Origin of the sequence: Arthrobacter alpinus, assembly GCF_900105965.1 — a bacterium.
Taxonomy (GTDB): Bacteria; Actinomycetota; Actinomycetes; order Actinomycetales; family Micrococcaceae; genus Specibacter; species Specibacter alpinus.
Window position 1 is genome coordinate 3925520 of the sequence record NZ_FNTV01000001.1, and the last position, 21044, is coordinate 3946563.

The 21044-nt window shown below is 61.8% G+C and carries 20 protein-coding genes; 12 read left to right on the forward strand and 8 right to left on the reverse strand.

The genetic code is table 11. The annotated features are described in order from the left end of the window. The first annotated feature begins 309 nt into the window (after positions 1-309). From BLV41_RS17960 to BLV41_RS17975, 4 genes are all read left to right on the forward strand, one after another. Positions 310-3402, forward strand: a complete 3093-nt coding sequence (locus BLV41_RS17960; RefSeq protein ID WP_074712821.1) for a hypothetical protein — start codon at positions 310-312, stop codon at positions 3400-3402. A gap of 88 nt (positions 3403-3490) precedes the next feature. Beyond that, on the forward strand, positions 3491-4363 hold the full coding sequence (locus BLV41_RS17965) for an HpcH/HpaI aldolase/citrate lyase family protein (protein WP_044576291.1): 873 nt from the start codon (positions 3491-3493) through the stop codon (positions 4361-4363). Between the two features lie 8 nt (positions 4364-4371). Further along, positions 4372-5298 carry a DUF2797 domain-containing protein gene (locus BLV41_RS17970; protein ID WP_244516963.1) on the forward strand — a complete coding sequence of 309 codons (927 nt, stop codon included), beginning with the start codon at positions 4372-4374 and terminating at the stop codon, positions 5296-5298. Positions 5299-5329: 31 nt separating this feature from the next. Further along, positions 5330-5581 carry a hypothetical protein gene (locus tag BLV41_RS17975; RefSeq protein ID WP_044576295.1) on the forward strand — a complete coding sequence of 84 codons (252 nt, stop codon included), beginning with the start codon at positions 5330-5332 and terminating at the stop codon, positions 5579-5581. 113 nt (positions 5582-5694) lie between these two features. Here BLV41_RS17975 and BLV41_RS17980 read toward each other — a convergent pair whose 3' ends face one another. Then, positions 5695-7245, reverse strand: coding sequence for an MFS transporter (locus BLV41_RS17980; protein WP_074712823.1), 1551 nt, complete (start codon positions 7243-7245; stop codon positions 5695-5697). A 78-nt stretch (positions 7246-7323) separates the two neighbouring features. On the opposite strand from BLV41_RS17980, the gene BLV41_RS17985 reads away from it, so the two are divergent. From BLV41_RS17985 to BLV41_RS18020, 8 genes are all read left to right on the forward strand, one after another. Then, positions 7324-7890, forward strand: a complete 567-nt coding sequence (locus tag BLV41_RS17985; protein WP_074712824.1) for a TetR/AcrR family transcriptional regulator — start codon at positions 7324-7326, stop codon at positions 7888-7890. Between the two features lie 38 nt (positions 7891-7928). Then, the gene (locus BLV41_RS17990) at positions 7929-8378 is read left to right on the forward strand and encodes an FAS1-like dehydratase domain-containing protein (protein ID WP_044576305.1); all 450 of its coding nucleotides are present in this window, start codon (positions 7929-7931) and stop codon (positions 8376-8378) included. Further along, the gene (locus tag BLV41_RS17995) at positions 8378-8818 is read left to right on the forward strand and encodes a MaoC family dehydratase (RefSeq protein WP_074712825.1); all 441 of its coding nucleotides are present in this window, start codon (positions 8378-8380) and stop codon (positions 8816-8818) included. The genes BLV41_RS17990 and BLV41_RS17995 overlap by 1 nt, the downstream gene beginning before the upstream one ends. Then, complete coding sequence (locus BLV41_RS18000) at positions 8815-10155, forward strand: MFS transporter (protein WP_074712826.1); 1341 nt, start codon at positions 8815-8817, stop codon at positions 10153-10155. The genes BLV41_RS17995 and BLV41_RS18000 overlap by 4 nt, the downstream gene beginning before the upstream one ends. A gap of 9 nt (positions 10156-10164) precedes the next feature. Beyond that, on the forward strand, positions 10165-11250 hold the full coding sequence (locus BLV41_RS18005) for a UDP-N-acetylmuramate dehydrogenase (protein ID WP_074712827.1): 1086 nt from the start codon (positions 10165-10167) through the stop codon (positions 11248-11250). Between the two features lie 173 nt (positions 11251-11423). Beyond that, positions 11424-12425, forward strand: a complete 1002-nt coding sequence (locus BLV41_RS18010; protein ID WP_074712828.1) for a type IV toxin-antitoxin system AbiEi family antitoxin domain-containing protein — start codon at positions 11424-11426, stop codon at positions 12423-12425. A 151-nt stretch (positions 12426-12576) separates the two neighbouring features. Beyond that, on the forward strand, positions 12577-13701 hold the full coding sequence (locus BLV41_RS18015; RefSeq protein ID WP_074712829.1) for a fatty acid desaturase family protein: 1125 nt from the start codon (positions 12577-12579) through the stop codon (positions 13699-13701). A gap of 27 nt (positions 13702-13728) precedes the next feature. Next, complete coding sequence (locus BLV41_RS18020) at positions 13729-14850, forward strand: winged helix DNA-binding domain-containing protein (RefSeq protein ID WP_074712830.1); 1122 nt, start codon at positions 13729-13731, stop codon at positions 14848-14850. Between the two features lie 46 nt (positions 14851-14896). On the opposite strand, the gene asd is transcribed toward BLV41_RS18020, so the two are convergent. From asd to BLV41_RS18055, 7 genes are all read right to left on the reverse strand, one after another. Further along, positions 14897-16030, reverse strand: a complete 1134-nt coding sequence (asd, locus tag BLV41_RS18025; protein ID WP_074712831.1) for an aspartate-semialdehyde dehydrogenase — start codon at positions 16028-16030, stop codon at positions 14897-14899. A 134-nt stretch (positions 16031-16164) separates the two neighbouring features. Then, the gene (locus BLV41_RS18030; protein ID WP_074712832.1) at positions 16165-16593 is read right to left on the reverse strand and encodes a hypothetical protein; all 429 of its coding nucleotides are present in this window, start codon (positions 16591-16593) and stop codon (positions 16165-16167) included. Beyond that, positions 16590-17237 (reverse strand): hypothetical protein, encoded by a 648-nt coding sequence (locus BLV41_RS18035; protein ID WP_074712833.1) that lies wholly within the window; start codon positions 17235-17237, stop codon positions 16590-16592. The genes BLV41_RS18030 and BLV41_RS18035 overlap by 4 nt, the downstream gene beginning before the upstream one ends. 54 nt (positions 17238-17291) lie before the next feature. Next, entirely contained in the window at positions 17292-18296 is a 1005-nt protein-coding gene (locus BLV41_RS18040) for a WXG100 family type VII secretion target (protein ID WP_074712834.1), read from the reverse strand. Between the two features lie 101 nt (positions 18297-18397). Then, complete coding sequence (locus tag BLV41_RS18045) at positions 18398-18973, reverse strand: dihydrofolate reductase (RefSeq protein WP_044576327.1); 576 nt, start codon at positions 18971-18973, stop codon at positions 18398-18400. Then, entirely contained in the window at positions 18970-19788 is an 819-nt protein-coding gene (locus tag BLV41_RS18050; RefSeq protein WP_074712835.1) for a thymidylate synthase, read from the reverse strand. The genes BLV41_RS18045 and BLV41_RS18050 overlap by 4 nt, the downstream gene beginning before the upstream one ends. Positions 19789-19897: 109 nt before the next feature. Further along, on the reverse strand, positions 19898-20914 hold the full coding sequence (locus BLV41_RS18055) for an isopenicillin N synthase family dioxygenase (protein WP_074712836.1): 1017 nt from the start codon (positions 20912-20914) through the stop codon (positions 19898-19900). Positions 20915-21044: the final 130 nt, after the last annotated feature.

A 21044-nucleotide genomic window follows, 5' to 3' on the forward strand; every position in this document is an offset into this window, starting at 1 on the left:
TCCTGCTCCTCGTTTGAGGTTGCAGGGGATTTTTGGTGGTGTGAACGATGTAAACGGACTTCTTGGACGGGTGCAATCACGTTCGACGCCGAGGGACATGGCGGGAAACATGCGGCAAAGTAGGGCTACGAACAGTCATATTTCGCTTGTGACGCCTGATTTCTTGACGTGACAAGAACTCTTGACGGGTCCGGCGTCCAGGACACTAATACGCCTCTTGGCCGAGGATTCCTTGACTTGGTGTTGGCAGCGGCGTCCAATGAAGACATCGTGTTGTACTGGGTAACGCGTCGGTGTCAGGAGCCGGTCATGAGTTCAGTTCTCGCATGGTTCAAGGGCATCATTCCGGCCTCGCCGACGGATCCAGCTGAGCTTGCCCAGCGGAGACGGCTGACGTACTGGCGTACAGGGACGCTGGCGGTCTTGGCGGTGACGCTGTGGATTGCCATGGCCGAAGTGGACAGACTGATCGCGGACTCCGCCACATCCACCGGCAGGAGCGCCTCGGCCAGCTCATTGCAGGCCCTTGACCCTCGGCTGGGTCAGGAAAACTGGGGTCTTTGGCTGAGCCTGGCGGAGGACATCCGGCAACAAGTCTGTGGGCTCTTGCTCATCTATTCCGTGCTGGATGCCATTTTTGCCGTTTTATACATCACGCTGCTGTACGGCTTCTTTTCCTCCAGGATCATGGCAAGGCTGGCAGTTGGAGCCGTGGCCGCCGGTGAACTGGCGGAGTTGATCTTGCAGGCGCAAGGCATCCGCCAACTGCGGCTGGGCACTCTTCCAGAATTTCTGGGCTCCGCCCTTATTGCCTCCAGTGTGAAATGGGCGGGTCTGGCTGCACTGGTGTTGTTCGTGTTTGTCTATCCAAGTTTCCGTACGTCCGTGCGGAACTGCTTGCGGAGGGCATGGCGAGCATTGTTCTTTCACCGGATCTCCGTTGCCATGATCGTGGTGATTGGCGCCCTCGCGCTGGTGCCCATCCCAGGGGTGAACGATCAGATGCCTGATACCCAAAGGGCATGGGTTGATGCTGGGTCGAACAAGTTTGTGGTCACAAGTTGTGCGGCGCTCTTAGTCTCCGGCGGGTTGTTTTATCTGGGGCGGCGCCGCAGTGAATTGGCGTGGTCGCTGTATTTTGCGGTGCCAGATCCGCCCAACGACGCTCCCAAGTACTGGATGTGGGCGTTGCCGCCTGCGCTGCTGGGGCTGGCCATAGTGTTCGTCATGATGACAACCGGGCTCATCGTCCCACTGAGCGGTCAAACATGGGTGGCTGCGGTTGTCCCGTTGGCGGTGTCACTACTGAGTTTTCTTCTTGTCAGCGTCTCCGGGCCCGGGGTGTCGATCGCGCCAAGGCCGCCCGATCCACTCCGGGCCATGGATGCCTGGCGGTGTGGGGATGTGCTGGCGATCGTGCTCTTGGCAATTTCGGGCATGGCGCTCGTCAGGGCCTTCGCAGCTCCGCTGGCCTTGGGCCTGGTAGGTGCCGTGGACTTCGACGGGTCCTTGTGGGCCAGCGTCCGCTACTTCATGGTGGGCCTGCTGATCGTGGCGTTGGCTTTCCCTGTGGGCGCGTATCTGGTGAGGAGCCTCTGGGGTGGAATTCTTGACCCCCGCGTGATTGCCGGAGCCACAACGAAAAAGGTCAACGTAATCGTGGCCCTTGTTTTTACGGGACTGGGGTTTGCCTTTGCCATGAACCCCGTGGCCCTGAGTAAATTTGCCGGAGTTCCCGGAACGGCGCTTCTGACCATGGGAGCCTGGGTCATGGTGATCGGGCTGAGCGTTGTGGCTCTGCAGCGTCAGGTGCCGCTGCAGTTGTTCAAGCTCATGGGGCTGCGGGCAAATCCTGTCATCAGCTTGCTTGCGGTGGTGCTTGCGGTTGGGTCCTTGAACGGTGGGAATCCTGTACTGCACCACGTGCGAGAAAAGGATGCTTCTGCTGCGGTCGAGGCAGGATTAGTGGATCGGCCGAGCCTCGCGGAGGCCTTCGACTCCTGGCTGCAGCGAGATGCCGATTGCGGCATAGATGTCATGTCGGCGGACGGCACCAAGAGTGCGCATCAGGTCCGGCCGATGATCCTCGTTGCCGCAGAAGGTGGCGGGATCCGCGCAGCGAGTTGGACGGCGCGGGCGCTTGAGAAGTTATCCAGCGCAGGAGCCTGCGGGAGCAACTCGGTGTTCGTGTCCTCGGGCGTCAGCGGTGGCTCGTTTGGCCTGACCCTGAGCAGGCTCTACGGACACGACGCTGTGGCAACTATGGAAACCCTGGCCCAGCCCGGACCTTTGGGGGCGGCCGTCGCCGGTGCCATGGTGGGTGACATTGTCGCTTCCGGCACCGGGCTCATGATCCCCACGCGTTTCAAAGACCCTGTCACGGGCGTGGAAAACGTTGCCTGGAACGATCGGGCCGGACTGGTGGAATCCTTATGGGAGGAATCTGCAGGAAAATTGGCGCAGTCATTCGATCCCACGATTGCTGGACCAACCGGGGCGCTGGTGCTCAATTCCACAGACACCGGGACCGGCTGCAGAGTAGTTGTCAGCCAGATTGATCTACCCAGTGCGAGGGACACTCAAAACGTAGGCCCGCCAAACGGTTTGTCCTGCGTTGCCGGGCAGGGTTTCCCCTTGTCTGTGGATCTGTTCGATCAACAGGCGCAATGCCCTCTCGGGCTGCGTTGGTCCACGGCCACGCTGCTCTCGGGCCGGTTCCCCATCATCTCCCCGGCCGGCAGGGCACCAGCAGTGACGGCTAGCCCGGGTGAGGGGCCCCAATGCCGCATGCAGCAGGGATTCCAGCTCATCGATGGCGGGTATTCGGAAGGGTCAGCGTTGGGAACCATCAGCGACCTCTGGCCCACCCTTCAAGCGGAGATCATAGGCCACAACGCTTGCGTCCTTGCAGCTGCTTCCTGGCCCGCAGGCCAGGAAGCAGCTGCTGCGGATCCCTGCGCGGGGGTTGATGCGACCGCGGATTTAGTAGTTCCCATCTTCTTGTTCCTGCAAAACTCCCCGGGCGCAGACATTGTTGGACAGCCTCCCCAAGCTGCGGGTGAATTGGCGGTTCCCTTGGCTGGCCTTAGGGCGGCCAAACTCCAGAGCGGCTCTGCGGCATGGATCCAGCGGCTCGAAGCGGGCGCCGTGGCGTGCCCCTCAACGTTGGCAGGCAACGATTGTGTGAACGCCACCGCCGGGGTGCGGGCAGCGCTGGGGGACCGGTCCGTCGTCGTGGTTGCCACCAACAGCGTTCCAGCCTTGGCGGCGCCCCTCGGATGGTCGTTGTCGAATATGAGCCAGCGACAGCTTGCAGAGGCCATGGATCAGGAAGCGCTCGTGACAAAGGATGACGCTGACATGCAGTCCTTTGCAAAGCTGCTGGCATTCCTTCGAGGCTAGCGATTCTGGTGCAATCCGCTAGTAAAAGTTGCGTTGCTTTGTTGCAGGCCACAAAGCAACTTTTTGCCCATCCGTATACGGTAGAGGTATGTCTAGCTCCGTTGGCAATGAAGCCGCTACCGCACCTGTCCGCATTCGTAACATTCCCGCAGAAATTGCCCGCTCGTGGCTTCTGGTTCCGGCGACGCGCCCGGAGATCTTTGACGAGTCCGCCAACTCGCGCGCAGACGCCGTTGTCCTGGACATCGAAGATGCAGTAGACCCCAAGAAGAAGGACGCCGCCCGCGCCGACGTCATCGCTTGGCTGCGCAACGGCGGCCAGGCCTGGGTCCGCATCAACGACGTTCAGTCAGCCTTCTGGGCCGACGACGTCGCCAACCTGCGCAACGTCCCCGGCTTGCTCGGCGTCATGCTGGCCAAGACCGAGAACGCCGAACAGGTCAAGGAAACCTACCACCGCCTTGACGGTAAGACCCGTGTGCTCGCCTTGGTTGAATCTGCACTGGGCATCGAGGAAGCCAACAACATTGCCCGCGCCGAGGGTGCCTTCCGCCTTGCCTTTGGCTCAGGTGACTTCCGTCGCGACACCGGCATGGCCGCCGATCGCGAAGCAATGGCATATCCGCGCGCCAAGCTGGTTGTGGCCAGCCGCGTTGGCAACCTGCCCGGCCCCATCGACGGACCCACCGTTGGCACCAACCACCCGATCCTGCGTGAGCAGTCTGCCATCACGGTCTCGATGGGCATGACGGGCAAGTTGTGCCTCGCCATGGACCAAACCACCATCATCAACGAGGTCATCAGCCCCACGCCTTCCGACGTTGCCTGGGCCACCGATTTCATGAACGATTTCAACGCCCGCGGCGGCGTGATCCGCGACGGCTCCGACCTTCCCCGCCTGGGTCGCGCCGAGAAGATCATGAAGCTCGCTGTCGCTTACGGCGTCCAGCCCGCACTCTAGCCAAACCGGTGGTCGAGCCTGTCAAGACCGGCCTGGTCCGCGGCGTCTCGTGGAGGCCCGGAGGTCCTGCGCTCTCGCTCATGGCGGACGACGCCGATGCCCAGCTGCCTTTGTCGGCTGGGCAGTGGCTGCGGTTCGAGGTGCTTTCCGGCGATGGAATTCCGGCTCGTTACTGTCTGGGGTACACCAGCGTGCAGGGGCCGGAAGATTCGCTGCACCACTCTTGCCCCACTCACCAGGGCGCCGAACGCGGTTTCCAGTGCGGCGCCTGTTTTGCTCGGGACGATCTGCGGCACATGCATGATTTTCACCGCAGCGGCCAGGCCCCGCCCGGGATGCGCAGCTATTTATCGCAGCAGCACTGGTTGTACATCGCCACGTTTGCCGACGGCACCACCAAGGTGGGCACCGCTTCCAATCTGAGTAAGTGGCGGCGCCTGGCCGAGCAAGGCGCAGTGGTGGCGCAGTATGTTGCGTTGGCCCGGGATGGGGCCGTAGTGCGATTGCTGGAAGATTCGGTGACCAAGGAACTTGGAGTCACGCAATTTGTGCGTGCCGCAAGCAAGGCAGCATCCCTTCTTACGCCCCGGAGTAAGGCGGAACTTGAGCTGCGCAATCGAGAGGTGGCCGGCGTCGTGCGTGAATTCTTGCACGAACGCACGCAGCCGGGTTTCGAGATTGTCGACGAGCAGTGGCGTGGCAGCGATTTTGCCCGCGGAATTCTAGCCGGTGGTCCGAGGATCGCGTACCCGCAGCCCCTGGACTCGGGCAGGCATGGCATGAAGCTGCTTTCCATGCTGGGAGCCAACGCGCTGGTGTCTCTTGATGATGCGGAGGCGGCGTTTGTCGTGGACCTTGGCGGGCTCAAGGGGCATCGGATCAGGTCCGGCGCCTTTAGCACCGAGATTCCGGCCCTGCAGGAATCTCTCTTCTAGTGGCTTCCGGCTTCACGGGTAGACTCAGAGCGTGATTAACGACTTCTGGGAAACCGCACCGCCAGCCTACAAATACGCCGTTTTTGGTGGCATGGGGCTGACCTTCATCGGCATTGTCATCATTGTCATCGGTGCCCTTACTTCTACCGCGTCCATGACGTTCATTGCTCTGCCGTTCGTCGGGGTGGGACTGCTGGCGCACATGGCGTCCCTGGGCTTGCGCGGCCACAACATCCGCAAGGAACTCAAAGCCGCCGAGAAGCGCGAAGCAGAGCGCAACTAACCCCAACGCCGCATCACTTAAGGTTCGTGCGCAGTGTCATGGCGAATCCAAACAGCAGATCAGGCGGGTTGGGACCCAGTTTTTCGCCTGACCTGCTGTCTCAATTGAGCAGGCTAGTGCTCCACAGGTGCCGCGTTGGCCACTGCACCACGTAGCGCCCAGAGGCACATGAGTGCCGCGCCGAGCATGAGGGCAACGCTGACCAGCGCCACGGTTCCCTGTCCGGAATCAAAGGCATGCTTGGCCGATTCCAGCAATGCGGCACCCTGCTGCTCGGGGAGCTTTGCGGCAACATCGATAGCGCCACCCAGGGTCTGAGATGCATTTTCCGTCTCCGCCCCCGAAAGCCCGGACGGAACGGCAACATTCAGCCTGTAGGCAGCAGCCAGAACGCTGCCCAAGATAGCTGTTCCCAGGACCGATCCCACTTCATAGGCGGTTTCCGAGATCGCCGAGGCAGCACCCGCCTTGGCCGGGGGCGCAGCGGCCAGGATCAGGTCATTGGAGATGGTCTCCGCCATGCCGACGCCGGCACCTAGGACGGCGAACGCTGCAATGATGCCCAGTACTGAACCGTCTGTGTTTAGCCAGACGATCAGGAACCCCGTGGCATTTAGGAACAAGCCCCCGGCTACCAGGTACTTCGGCTTGAAACGCCCGGCCAGGGAGGCTGCCAGGAGTCCCGAGACGATCGTGATGGCGAGGCCCGGCACCAAGACAAAGGCGGCATGGGTGGGGGAGAGGCCCACCACAAGCTGGAGATGCTGGGTGACGAAGTACAAGAATCCAACCAGCGCAAAGATGCTCAGCAAGTTGGCGCTCACGCTGCCGCTGAACACGGGATTCTTGAACAACGTCACATCCATCATGGGGTTTGCGCGGCGCAATTGCCGGCGCACAAAAACCACGGCCAGCGCGATACCCGCAGCGATGAGTGCCATATTGATGACGGAGAAGCCCGACTGGGCCATTTCCTTGATGCCAAAGATAGTGGGCACCATGGCTCCGAAGGTCAACAGAATGCTCACCACGTCAATGCGCCCCGGGTTGGGGTCCTTGGACTCCGGGACAAAGATGGGCGCCAAGATCAGGAATGGAACCAGCACCGGCACCGACATCAGGAAGACTGCGCCCCACCAGAAGTGTTCCAGGATGAAGCCGCCCACAATGGGGCCCAACGCTGCGCCGCCGGAGAAACCAGCCGCCCAGACGGCAATGGCCGTGCGCCGCTGAGTCGGATGCAAGAACAAGTTTCGGATCAGGGACAGGGTTGAGGGCATCAGCATGGCGCCGAAGAGGCCCAACAGGGCGCGGTAGCCAATGAGGGCCCCGGCGTTGGGGGCGAAGGCTGCCAGGACTGAAACGATCGCGAAGCCGGTGCTGCCGATCATGAGCATGCGGCGCCGGCCAAATCTATCTGCCATGCTGCCCATCGGGATCAGCAAGGCGGCCAGAACCAGCGGGTAGACGTCAATGATCCACAGCAGCTCCGAGGCAGACGGCACCAAGGCCAGGGAGATTGAGGGGATTGCGAAGCTCAGGACCGTATTGTCAACGGATACGAGCAAAACGGGCAGCATCAAGACGATCAGGGCAATCCATGTACGGATTCCTGCACGCTGCGGAGTGTGAGCTGATGTGGTGTTAAGAGTCGTTGACGCCATGGCAATAGTCTATACCGTCCAGCCGGTACAGTAAACCGTCTGGACGGTGCAGTCCATCACCTCTTGTAGGGTGGACTCATGACTACACAGACATCCACGCGTGAGCGAATCCTTGGTGCTTATGAGGATTTACTCATTGACGACGGCCCCCGGGCCGCCACCTTGGATGCTGTTGCGGCGGCCGCTGGCGTTTCAAAGGGCGGTCTCCTCTATCACTTCAAGAGCAAGGAAGCGCTGACCGAGGGATTGCTCGCAAAGCTGCGGGAGTACGCGGAACTGGATTTCGCCGCGATGGCCGCGGACCCGGAGGGGTGCGCAAGCTATTACGTACGCACCAGCGTCTTTGGCGATACTCCCTTTGACCGGGCCATTGTTGCTGCCCACCGCCTCATTCAGAGCGACGAGGACGTGGTTCGCCTGGTCTTCTCCGAAATCCACTCGCGCTGGTTTGAACTGATCCAGAGTGATATTACCGATGCTGCCGTGGCCCGCGCCGTGATGTTGTTGGGGGACGGGCTCTACTTCAACGCAACACTTTTTGGCTTCCAAACCGGTGTGGGAAGTGCCGTCAACCCGCAAGAGCGTGTTGACGTTGCCTCCCTCCTGGAAGTGGTGGCCAGAATGAAGTCCGGCACACGGTCGTAGTATGCGCCGGAGCACGTCCGGGCTATAGGCTTGAGCGCATGAGTATCAATCCCGAACTGCAGGGGCGCAGCTACCAATTAAGCGAAATTTACAGTGTGGGCCGAGAGTCCATCCGTGATTTCGCCAGGGCCGTCAAGGCCAGCCACACGGCCCACTTTGATGTTGCCGCGGCACAGGCTTTGGGTCATGCCGATCTGGTGGCTCCACCCACCTATGCCATCATCGTGGCCCAGCGGGCGGACGCCCTGCTGATCAACGATTCCGATTCCGGCATCGACTTCTCCCGCGTGGTCCACGCGGAGCAGCGCTTCACCCACCATAAGGCCATCGTCGCCGGCGACGAGCTCGTCGCAGAATTGCACGTGGACACCGTCCGCGGCATGGGAGGTGGGGCCATGATCACCACCCGCGCCGAAATTTCAACCGTCGACGGCGCTGCTGTCGCCACCACAGTCTCGGCCATCCTGGTCCGCGGGGAGGGACAGTAATGAACACTCCAGCGATAAACATTGCAGATTTGGCCGTGGGCACCGAAATCGGCTCACGCACCATCGAGATTTCCCGAGCCGACCTGGTCAAGTACGCCGGGGCCTCGGGTGACTTTAACCCCATCCACTGGAACGAACGCTTCGCCCGCGAGGTTGAACTACCCGGCGTCATCGCCCACGGCATGTTCACCATGGGTGCGGCGGTTCAGCTGGTGACCGACTGGATCGGCGACCCCGGCGCCGTCGTCAGCTACGGCACACGCTTCACCAAGCCCGTGCCGGTGGCCGATCTTGAAGGTGAGCCTGGCGCCGTCGTCAACGTTGTGGGCGTCATTGGTGCCCTGGATGCCGACGCCGGCACTGCCCGAATCGACCTGACGGTCACCTTGGAAGGCCAGAAAGTTTTGGTTAAAGCCCAGGCCTTGGTTCGCGTGGCGTGAACCAAATCAACGCCTGGCGCAACGGGGTAGTCACCGCGTACGCCGGTTCCGGGTTGGTGTTTGCCACCTGGGTTTCCCGCATTCCGGCCGTCCGCGACGATCTTGGGCTGACCCCGGGCCAGGTGGGACTGATGCTGCTCTGCATGTCGTTGGGGTCGTTCATCTCGGTGGCGGCATCCGGCCTCATCGTGCTTCGCCTTGGCTCAAAGCTGACCACCCGGCTGGGCAGCCTCATCCAGGCACTTGGCGTGGTCATCTTGGGCCTGGGAGCCACGGTATTTTCGGATTCGCTGGTGGTGGGCATTGGTCTTGTCCTGGTGGGCCTTGGCACGGGCTGCTGGAACACGTCCTCAAATATTGAAGGAGCGGCCGTTGAACGGGCGCTGGGCCGGCATATTATGCCGCGTTTGCACGGTGCCTTCAGCATCGGCACCGTGCTGGGCGCAGGCGTTGGTGCGTTGGCGGCGGCCGTTCACCTGCCCGTTGCCATTCATCTGGGCGTGATTGCCATGGCTGTTTGTATTGCTGTGATGATCGGTGCCGGTCACTATCAGGCCGACAAGGTCGGCTCCACGGGCGTCATGGTTGATGTCACCGAGGCAAGTGCCGTGCCGGGAACCGGTCCGATCCCTGTTGTGACAGGCCAAACTGCCCAGAATCACGGCTCCGCCAAGAACGGCTCCGCCAAGAGCACCGAAGCCACGGTCGCCGCAGAGAAGGCCAGCAAGGCTGCCGGCAAGGCAAAGATTGCTGCGGCCTGGCGCGATCCTCGCACGCTGTTGCTCGGCGCCCTCGTGTTGGGCCTTGGCTTGGCCGAAGGTGCGGCCGGTGACTGGGTGGCGCTGGCCATGGTTGACGGGCACAGTTCGACGGCGGCGCTTGGCGCCGTCGGGTACGGCATCTTCGTCTCGGCGATGACAATCGGTCGCTTTGCTGGAACGGTGGTTCTGGACAAGTACGGGCGCGTGATTGTGCTGCGCGTGGGTGCCGCCCTTGCCGTCATTGGTTTGGGTCTTTTTGTCTTCGCGCCTTCGGTTGAGCTTGCCATGGCTGCGTTGATCTTCTGGGGTCTTGGTTCGGCATTGGGTTTCCCTGTGGCCATGTCCGCGGCATCCGACGATCCCGAACACGCAGCAGCCCGCGTTTCCGTGGTTTCCACTGTGGGCTATGGAGCCTTCTTGGGTGGTCCGCCACTGCTGGGTTTGTTGGCCGAACATGTGGGAGTGCTCAATTCACTCCTAGCCGTGCTGGTCATGTTGGTGATCGCCTTCTTCCTGACCCCCGTGGTGCGACGGCCTGCGTATCTGGACGCGAACGAGCACGCACACTCGGGATAGTCTGGAGAGGTGAATGCGCAAACGTCTCTTAGTTCCCTGACAACACTTGCCGTGGGCGGACCCGCTCGCAAATTGATTGTGGCCACCACCGAGGCGGAAATTATTGCCGCGGTCAAGCAAGCCGACGCCGCGGGCGAGCCGTTGCTGATCATTGGTGGCGGCTCCAATCTGATCGTCTCCGATGAAGGATTTGCCGGGACCGTGGTGCAGATCGCCAGCAAGGGCTTTGTCGCTGATTCCCAAGACTCCTGCGGCGGCGCCTCAGTGGTGGTCCAGGCCGGCCACAATTGGGATGATTTTGTCCACCAGGCCGTGCTGCACGCGTGGAGCGGCGTTGAGGCGCTTTCCGGCATTCCGGGTAGTGCGGGTGCAACGCCCGTGCAGAACGTCGGGGCCTACGGTTGCGAAGTCTCCCAAACCATTGCCGCCGTGCGAACGTGGGACAGGGAAAATAATGCCGTCCGCACGTTCACTAACTCCGAACTAAAGTTTGGCTACCGCGAGTCGCTCCTGAAGGCCACCACCGTCAACGGATCCCCGCGCTATGTGGTCCTGACGGTTGAATTCCAACTGCTCCTGGGCCGGATGAGCGCCCCCGTGAAGTACGCAGAGCTGGCCCGCCGCCTCGGAGTGGAGGTTGGTCAGCGCGCCAATTCACTCGAGCTGCGCCGCACCGTCCTGGCCCTGCGCGCGTCCAAGGGCATGGTCCTGGACCCGTCCGACCGCGACACCTTCTCCACCGGCTCCTTCTTCACCAACCCGATCGTTAGCGCCGACGTTGCCGCGGGCCTGCCCGAGGACGCCCCGCGTTGGCCTGCCGGTGACCTGGTCAAGCTCAGTGCTGGATGGCTCATTGAGCATGCGGGGTTCTCCAAGGGCTTTGGCCTGGCAGGGGAGCTTTCCGCCGGGACGGACGACGCCGGGACCCCGCCGCGTGCTTCCCTGTCCACGAAGCACACCCTCGCCATCACGAACCGTGGCGAGGCTCGCGCCGAGGATGTCCTGGCTATTGCGAGGGAGGTTCGGGATGGCGTCGTCCGTAAGTTTGGGATCACCCTGGTCCCGGAACCCGTGCTGGTGGGGTGCGCGCTCTAACCTCCGAATTTGAACAATGCCGCCCGTCCTGACAATCGCCGCCGTTACACCACCGGCAATTGTCAGGACCGGCGGCATTTTTGCTGAAGCGACCCGCACCCCGTCACAAGGAGTTATCCACAATCACGAAATTGTGCCTTACAGGCGTCTCCCGACGGTGCAAGGCTTGAGGGATGGACACTTTGCGACTGATTCAGCCGGCCGACTTGGGTCGCCTGGGACAGGACACAACGAAGCTTGCAAAGCTCTGCACCAAGGGAGAGTTGGTGCGCATTCGCCGTGGCGTCTATGCAACATCCGAAGAATGGAAGCAACTGGGGCCGCTGCAACGGTACGGTGCCCAAGCCGCCGCGTTCCAGGCGGTGGTGGCGACGCAGCCAGTGTTATGCCACGCCACGGCTGCGCTCCTGTGGGGTCTGTGGATTGTGGGGGTGCCAAACAAGTTGCACGTTGTGACGGAGGTCGTGGGCAGTGGGCGCAGTTCCAAGGACGTGGTCCGCCATGTTGGCTCGAGGATGGACAACACGGTGGGTTGCGGGCCGTTCCTCTTGACCGACAAGCTGCGGACAACAATGGTGCTCATTGGGGAGCTGGCCTTTCCTTACGCGGTGGCCGTCTGCGACTCCGCACTCCGAGAACCCCATCCGCAGCACGCCGTAAACCGGTTTGGACCCGCCGGTGTCGAGGCCGGACGTCATGAACCTTCGTGGGTTACCGACGGCCCGCAGGGGCCCGCCCTCTCCCTTGATGAACTGCGGATGGCGGCTTCCCTGCTGCCCAGCAAAGCCGCCCGTGAACGCACCCTTGCTGTCATCAACTTTGCGTCAGCCCTGTCAGGATCGGCCGGGGAATCCATCAGCCGCGCGAAAATGCATCAGCTGGGATTTCCTGCGCCCATCCTGCAGAAGAAATACACCCTGCGGGACGGTAAAACCGCGTTGGTTGATTTTTGGTTCAAGGAGCAGAACGTTGCCGGCGAATTCGACGGAAAGGCAAAGTACCTGCGCGCTGATTGGGGCGGTGGTTCCATGGAGGAACGCCTATGGAAGGAAAAGTGTCGAGAGGACGATATCCGTGGTCAGGGCGTTTCTTTTGTTCGGTGGACTTGGCGTGAATTGCAGGACCGGGCGTTGTTTACGGCACTGTTGCGTCGGGCAGGTTTACCGCAAGCATGAGGGCAGCCTGCCGCACCCATACCCGGGTAGGGGGTCAAGACGGCTCCTGAGTGTGATGTGCACTGCAGTTTCAGAACGTAACGTGATGGGTAGATTGAAACTTTTTCGTTACGTGATGATTGGGCATCCGTGAGGCACCAAGAGGAGCACAATGTCATCCGCAACGCTTGACTCGACCGATCTACTGGAAGAGACTCCGGACGCGACGCCTGCGCGGAAACGCCCGGCCCGCGATCGCCATGTCACTGACTTCATTCAACTCACGGAGCAGGTTCGTGCCGCGGGTCTTATGGAGCGCGACATCAAGTGGTACGTGCTACGCATTGTCCGCCAGAGCATTGGCTACTTGGCCGTGTTGGCACTGTTCCTGACACTGGGCCAGACCTGGTGGCAGATGATCACCGCAGTGCTGTTCGCCTTCATGTGTACACAGACCGCCTTCATTTCGCACGACGCCGCACACCGCCAGGTCTTCGCCTCAGCCAAGAAGAACGCCTGGCTGGCCCGTATTGCCGGCAACTTGTTCGTGGGCCTGTCCTACGGCTGGTGGATGAACAAGCACGGCAAGCACCACCTGAACCCGAACAAGATCGGTGTGGATGGCGATATTGACCCCGGTGCGCTCGTGTTTGATCCCGAGAACGCCGCCAAGCGAACCGGCTTCGCCAAGTGGTTCGCCCGCCGCCAGGGCGCCTTCTTCTTCCCGCTGCTGACCCTTGCAGCCCTTGACCTGCACATTGCAGCCGTCAAGCGTGTGCTGGACCGCAAGCAGATTGTGCCCGAGCGCACGGCGGAGATCGCCCTTCTCGCAGTCCGCCTGGTCCTGCTTCCCGCATTCACCGTCTGGTTCCTGGGATGGGGCATCGGCCTGGCATTCGTTGCCGTGCAGATCATGGGTCTTGGCCTGTACATGGGCTGCGCGTTCGCCCCGAACCACAAGGGCATGCCGCTGGTTCCCAAGGACGTCAAGATTGACTTCATGCGCCGCCAGACCCTCATGAGCCGCAACATCTCCGGCGGCTGGTGGGTGGACGTTGGTATGGGCGGTTTGAACTACCAGATCGAACACCACTTGTTCCCCACCATGTCCTCCAAGAACTTGAAGGCCGTCCAGCCCATGGTCCGCCAGTACTGTGCCGAGCGAAACATCGCCTACACCGAGACCACTCTGGGCCAGTCGTACATGATCGTGATGCGTTACCTGAACCGTGTTGGCCTGGGCCAGCGTGACCCCTTCGAGTGCCCCATCACGGCCAGCATGCGCACCGCCCGCTGACACAATCGTTTGGGCTAGATTGGGTCCATGACCACTAGCGTCGCCACTCTTGCCCGGCTGCGGCTCGCAGCCCAAGGAATCCTGCCAACGTCCACCAGTCCCACACCGGGGCCGGTGGACGTTGTGCGTTCAATGACAGCACTCCAGGGCCAGGATTTCCCCGGCGCCTTGTGGTCCATCGGGCTGCGCTCGCCCGGTTCCTCGCGGACAGGCATTGAGGCTGCCTTCAACCGGGGCGAATTGGTCCGTTCCTGCCCTCTCCGCGGCACCCTGCACGTGACGGTGGCCGAGGATCTGGGCTGGATCCTCTCCCTGACGGCGGAGCGGATGGCCAAGGGCCAGGCCACCCGCCACCGCCAGTTGGAAATTACGACGCCGGACGTGGACCAGGTGCGTGTGATTGCCTTGTCGCTGCTGGAAGGCTCGGGCGGCAGGGTCACCCGCGATGAACTGACTGCAGCTTTTGAGCAGGCGGGCCAGTCCACGAAGGCCCAGCGCGGCTACCATTTCCTGTTCCTGCTCTGCCTTGAAGGGACGCTGGTGCAGGGGCCCATCAACAGTGAGGGCAACGGCAATTCCCAGTTCTACGTCAGCGCGCGGGAGTGGATCAAGAACCCGCGCACACTGGATCGCGGGGGTGCGCTGGCAGAGTTGGCCCTTCGATACTTCCGCAGCCACGGACCGGCAACTGTCAGCGACTTCCAGTGGTGGAGCAAGCTCACGCTGGCGGACATCAGGACAGGCCTGGACGGGGCGGCGGGGGAGCTCGAGACCATTGAGTGTAACGGGGCAACATACTATTTGGCCCCGGAGACAGCCGAGCTGACGGGCGGGACGGTTCCGGGTGCCCGGTCCGTGCTCCTGTTGCCAGGCTTTGACGAGTACCTGCTGGGCTACACGGACCGCAGTGCCGCACTGGCCCCGGAGCACGCGCCGCTGACGGTGCCCGGAAACAACGGCATGTTCAAGGCCACCGTGGTGACAGGCGGCAAGGTGGCGGGAACATGGCGCAAGGCGCAAACCGCGGCCGAACGCGAGAGGCAACGGGCCGGCGCGGTGCTTCCGGAGCTGTTTGACGGGCTGACGCCAAACCAGGACAAGGCGTTGGACAAGACCGCGAAGGCCTACGCTCGCTGGTTAAGCAACTGAGCCTCCCATGCCGTTGATCGAGGCAGGGAGGCTCAGCTAAAAAGGGCTACAGCGTGCCGACGGCGATCTTCAGCATGCGGCGCAGCGGCTCGGCGGCACCCCAGAGGAGCTGGTCGCCCACCGTGAATGCGCTGATGTACTCGGGGCCCATTTCCATCTTGCGGATGCGGCCCACCGGAACCTCCAACGTGCCGGAGGCGGCAACGGGCGTCAGATCCGCCATGGAGGCTTCCTTGGTGTTGGGAACCACCTTGGCCCACTCGTTGTCGTTGGCCAGCAGGGACTCGATCTCGGACACGGACAGGTCCTCGCGAAGCTTGAGCGTCAGTGCCTGGGAGTGGGAGCGCATGGCGCCGATGCGCACGCACAGGCCGTCCATGATCACCTTGTTCTCGGAAGTGGTGCCCAGGATTTTGTTGGTCTCAACCCCGGCCTTCCACTCTTCCTTGGACTGGCCGTTGCCCAAATCCGCGTCGATCCAGGGGATCAAGGAGCCGGCCAGCGGAACGCCAAACTGCGAAGAGTCGATGCCTTCGCGCTGGTGGGCCAGGACCTTGCGGTCAATTTCCAGGATGGCCGACGCCGGGTTGTCCAGTTCGGAGGAAACCTCGGAGTTGAGCGTGCCGAACTGGTTCAGGAGTTCGCGCATGTGGCGCGCGCCGCCTCCGGAGGCAGCCTGGTACGTCATGGACGTGCCCCACTCGACCAGGCCGTTCTTGAACAGCCCGCCCAAGCCCATGAGCATGCAGGAAACGGTGCAGTTGCCGCCCACAAAGTCCTTGACGCCGGATGCCAGCCCGGCATCAATGACGGAGCGGTTGATGGGGTCAAGCACAATGATCGAGTCGTTGTTCATGCGCAGCGTGGAGGCCGCGTCCATCCAGAGGCCGTCCCAGCCGCGGTTGCGCAGCTCGGTGTGCACGCGGGAGGTGTAGTCGCCGCCCTGGGCCGTGACAATAATGGGAAGCTTCGCCAGAGTGTCAATATCAAAGGCGTCTTCGAGTTTGCCGGTGTCGCCGCCGGTAATCGCCGGGGCAGCGCCGCCGGCGTTCGAGGTCGAGAAGAAGACGGGGTTGATATCGCCGAAGTCGCCTTCGTCCTGCATGCGCTGCACCAGGACGGAACCGACCATGCCACGCCAGCCAACCAGGCCGACGGAAGGAACACTGTTATTGGTCATGTCCCCAGTTTAGAGGGGAGGGGCAAATTGGCTGTAGTTCGTTTCACCAAGCGAACAAGTGCGACGCCGTTTCCCACCACCGCACCGGCGTTCGGACGGGCAGGCGAGCAATTCGCGGCGGAGGGGACGCCTGTTTACTCCGGGCGGACCAAGGTGATGCCGCGGTCCTTGCGCAGCTTCTCGGCCTTGCGTTCGCGGACATAGTAGCTCCAGCTCCAGACGGTAAAGACAGCCGCCAAGAGCATCGGAACCAAGACTCTGGCGGCCGCGCCGAACCCGTCTTGGACCCACAGAATGACAAATGCGACGGCCGAGATACCGGAAAAGACTGAAATGATCATGGAGATCACCAAGAGCCCGCCAGCGCTGTTTACCGGTTTGACGGCGCTGCCCGCCGAGCCCTTGTAAACGCCGTATTCCTCAACGGTCATGCCCTGCCGGAACGCTTCACGCTCAACTTGCGACTTGTAGTAGCCCTTTCCCGGCCGACCGGAAGGGACGTAGCCCGGCTGCCCGGGGGCTGCCGAATGGGAGCCGGCGGTTTTTTTCGGACGGTTGCTCATGACACCAGCGCGGCACGCAGCCCGGACAGGGATGCAAGCACGTCTTCGGAGCTCAGCCCCGTGCGTTCCACGACGTCCGCGGCCGGATCCTTGGCCTGCCCAATGGCCCACGCCTGCGAGTCGGGACGAATCATCAAATGGTCTTCGGAGTCCAGCGTACGGCTCAGCACATAGGCGGTTCCGGTCTTCGTTTGGCGGACATGCTCCTCAATGATGTCCATTTCTGCTGCAGCGCCATCGAGCGTGGGGTCCTGGGCGAAGACAAACCAGGTGGACAGGGTGCGGGGCTGGAGCAGCACCTTGACCTTGTCCGACTCGACATGGACAACTGTGTCAATGGAGTCACCGGTCATGAGGCTGATCTCGGTCCACCGGGTTGCCTGGGCCAGGGCGTAGGCGAGGACCATGGCCGGACCCTCTAGTTCAATGTCCTCCCCCTGGGCCGATGCGAAGCCCCGAGCCAGCAGCGATGATGCCCCGGCGACACACAGCTGGTCGGAATCGAGTTCGTCGGTCAAACGGAGGACTGCAGCGCTCTTGCGGGCCTGAGCCGTTGACGTCGACCTCAGCACGTAGGCAACTTCTGCGAAACCGAATCCATAAGATTCGGCAGATTCAGGCTGGGATGTGGATGTTAGGTCCATGGCTCGTGCAATCCGTTCTTTGACTTGTACAGTTTCTTCAATACGGGCGGGAATTTACCCAAAACCGAGGAATTTTGCCGCACCCTTGCCAAGATCCTTGATGCCGTCACCGACGTCGTTGGCAAACTTGCCCGGATCGGTGACCGCCGAGGCAATCCCGTCGCCGATGGCCTTCACACCGTTGTTCACGAAATCTTTCACAACTGGGATGTCATAGATGGCCCACCCCACGCTGATCACCTGGGCCACCGTACCTGCTGGCGGGGGAAGGAAGCAGGCCACACCCAGTGCCGTCTTGGCACCGGAAATGGCTGCCTTGTTCATGTCACCTTCGGCAATGCCCGCAATCGTGTCGTAACCGCTCAGTCCCACGCCAAGCCAACCAAGACCACGTCCAAGCCCGCCCTTGCCCAGCCACTCCAGCTGGCTGCCCTTGAACAGCTGGGGAGTTTCAGCAAAGAACCCCTTCATGGAATTTAGTGTGGGGAAGTACTTGTTGAGGTTCTTCAACCCCAGCAGGTCAGTTGCCGAGTCCATGAGGTTGTAGGGTGCGCTGCGAGCCGCAAGCTTTCCCCATTGCGAGGCGTCCTTGAAGACGTCCCAGCCCTTGGCAGCCATATGGCTGAGTCCGAACACGTTTTTTGGCAAAGAAAAGGCGTTCTTGATGTTGCCGTAGAATTTCCAGCCTTCCCTAAACGGCGACTCCTTGGAAAGCCAGTCGGGCCCCCATGGATTCGGCCCGCCGGTGCCCGTTCCGGGGACGCCGGCCGGCCCGCCCAAACTGGCCACCGAGCTGGTCTGCTCCTGTTCGGCGGCGTTTTTCTTGAGGAGATCGGCTGCGTCCTCCAGCATGGCGGCCGTGCGGGAAATGACACCGCGTTGCTGGCCACGCCATTGCGAAGCGAAGCGTTGCGCATCCGGGCCGTGCCAATAGCGTGGCAACTGGTTGACGGCGCCGTCGATCACCTTCTGCGCTTGCGCCAGTTTTTGAGAGCTGCCAGAAAAGTCCCTGGCCAGCGCGCGTAGTTCTTCAACATCAGCGCCCAGCATTTCAGTCATGGTGGCTCCGGAAGGTGAGGGGACAATAACAAGTTTGAGATCATCTTGAGCCTAGCGGCCCTTTTGCTTCCCGGCGATGGGGTGGTCTCCCCATGAAGAGGCTACAGAGCTTCAAACTCCGTCTCGCCCTTGGCCCACAACGTGAACCGGTATTCGCTCCCATTCTTGGAGGTGTGCCAGCCCTCCAGCGGCGACGCCCCGCGGAACGACCATTCCTGGCCCAGACCCGGAGCCTGCGTATCCCCGGCAACGTTCGAGTTGATGACTGTCACCACGGCCACATTGGCGTGCTCTGCGGCCTGTGCAAAGATTTCCCCGCCACCAATGACCCACACTTCGCTGCCGCCGGGGGAGAACTGCGCCTCAACCAGCGCCTCCTCCACCGAGCCAAGCACGACGGCGCCACTCGCCTCGGGCGTCGAGCCCCAGCCCTCCTGGCGGGTCACCACAATGTTGGTGCGATCCGGCAGCGGGCGGAACCTGTCCGGGAACGATTCCCAGGTCTTTCGGCCCATGACTACGGGGTGGCCCGCAGTGACGCGCTTGAAGTGGGCCAGGTCCTCGGGCAGGTGCCAAGGCATGCCGCCGTCGGCCCCGATGATGCCCTGATTGGTCTGGGCCCAGATCATGCCCACGATGGGTTGGCTGAAACGGTAGGTGGAAGCGGACTCGCTCATACGGCTATCGGTGCCTTAATCGTGGGGTGGTGCTGGTAGTCAAGAATTTCAAAGTCTTCGAACGTGTAATCCAGGATGGAATCCGGCTTGCGGGTGAAACGCAGCTTCGGGTATGGGTACGGTTCGCGCGAAAGCTGTTCGGTCACCTGGGCCACGTGGTCGTCGTAAATGTGCACGTCGCCGCCGGTCCAGATGAATTCGCCCGGCTCCATGTCAAGCTGGTGGGCCACCATCATGGTCAGAAGTGCGTAGGAGGCGATGTTGAACGGGACACCCAGAAAGGTGTCGGCCGAGCGCTGGTACAGCTGGCAGCTGAGCTTCCCACGGCCGTCCTCTGTGGGGGCAACGTAGAACTGGAAGAAGGCGTGGCACGGGGGCAGCGCCATGTTCTTCAACTCGCCAACATTCCAGGCCGAGACAATGTGGCGGCGGGAATCGGGGTTCTCCCGCAGGGATTCCATGACCTGGGATATCTGGTCGATGTGTTCGCCGTCCGGGGTGGGCCACGAGCGCCACTGAACGCCATAGACGGGACCCAGCTCGCCGTCGTCGTCCGCCCACTCGTTCCAGATCTTGACGCCATTTTCCTGCAGCCAATGCACATTGGAATCTCCGCGCAAGAACCACAACAGTTCCATGGCGATCGACTTGAAATGCACTCGCTTGGTGGTGATCAGCGGGAAGCTTTCGCTCAGATCAAATCGCAGCTGGCGGCCAAAAACGCTGCGCGTTCCGGTGCCGGTGCGGTCCGATTTCGCCGTGCCGGTTGCCAGCACGTCGGCAAGCATGTCTTCGTACGGGGTCAAAATAGTCACGCCCAACAGTCTACTTGGCCCGCTGGGGGAGTCGTCCAACGGCTCGAGTTCGCCATTGTGGTGACTTAGAGCGTTCTAAGTCACCACAACTGCGAACTGGGTGAGGCGGCTACTTCGCCAGCAGGTCTGCGTGGTGTTCTTCGACCACGTTGGGATGTGCCCGGAGGCGGTAACGGAGCGCATTGTCGCCATAGGTCTCCAAGATGGGGCTGTTGGTGGGGTCAACCGAAAGCCCGCGAGCCTTGGACTGAAACTCCGGGCTCACGGCAAGCTGGGGCATGGTGGCATCCAGCGCAGGGTTGTAGAAGAACGGGAGGGAGATCCTGTCCGTTCCGCGCAGGGGAGAGATCACACGGTGCAATGTCGCCTTGAGGTAACCGTTGGTTGCCAACTCCAGCATCTCGCCAATGTTGACCACAAAAGTCCCGGGAACCTGAGGGGCGTCGATCCACTTGCCCTGGTATTCCACCTGGAGGCCGCCCTTGTCAGGCTCCACAAGGAGCAGCGTTATGACGCCGCCGTCGCGGTGGGAACCCACACCTTGGACGGGGTCGGGGTTGGACTCCCCTGGGTAGCGGACAATCTTCAGAACAGGGAATGCGCGGGATGCGAAGGCCGCGTCAAAAGTGTCCTCGGGGGCGCCAAGCGACACCGCGAGCGCTCGCAGCAGATCCAGGGAAATGGCACTGAGCCGTTCGGTCCACTCGGAAACCACGGTACGCATTTCCGGCAATGCTTCGGGCCACAGGTTTGGACCCTCTAGGCGCCAGTAGTCTGCAACGCCGTCGCCGGCTTCAACCGTGTCACGCTCCACGCCGATATCGATTTGTTCGCGCCAATCGATGGCATTGTCGGTGAGCTCGCCGCCAATGCGGGTGTAGCCGCGAAACTGCGGGCTGTGAACGTTCTCCACCGCAAGCTTCAGATCCTCGGGGAGTTCAAAAAAGCGACGGGAAATATCAAGCATGGAGTCCGTGAGCTCCTGCGGAATGCCGTGGCCGGCCAAGTAGAGGAAGCCAACCTCGTGCATGGCATCGCGCAGTTCATTTCGGAACGCGGTGGCTTCTTCTGGGCCCGCGTTGAGGCGGGAGAAGTCCAGGACGGGCAGTGAATCGAGTGACGGCATGCTATATATCCTTTGCGGTAACGTTGGCAAGCGGAATCCCTTATTCGCTCCAATGTTACGTACCAGAATCCCCGAATGGGGAAATACGTGTCGAAATGCTACGTCCCGTGCATGGCTGAGGCCTGGAATG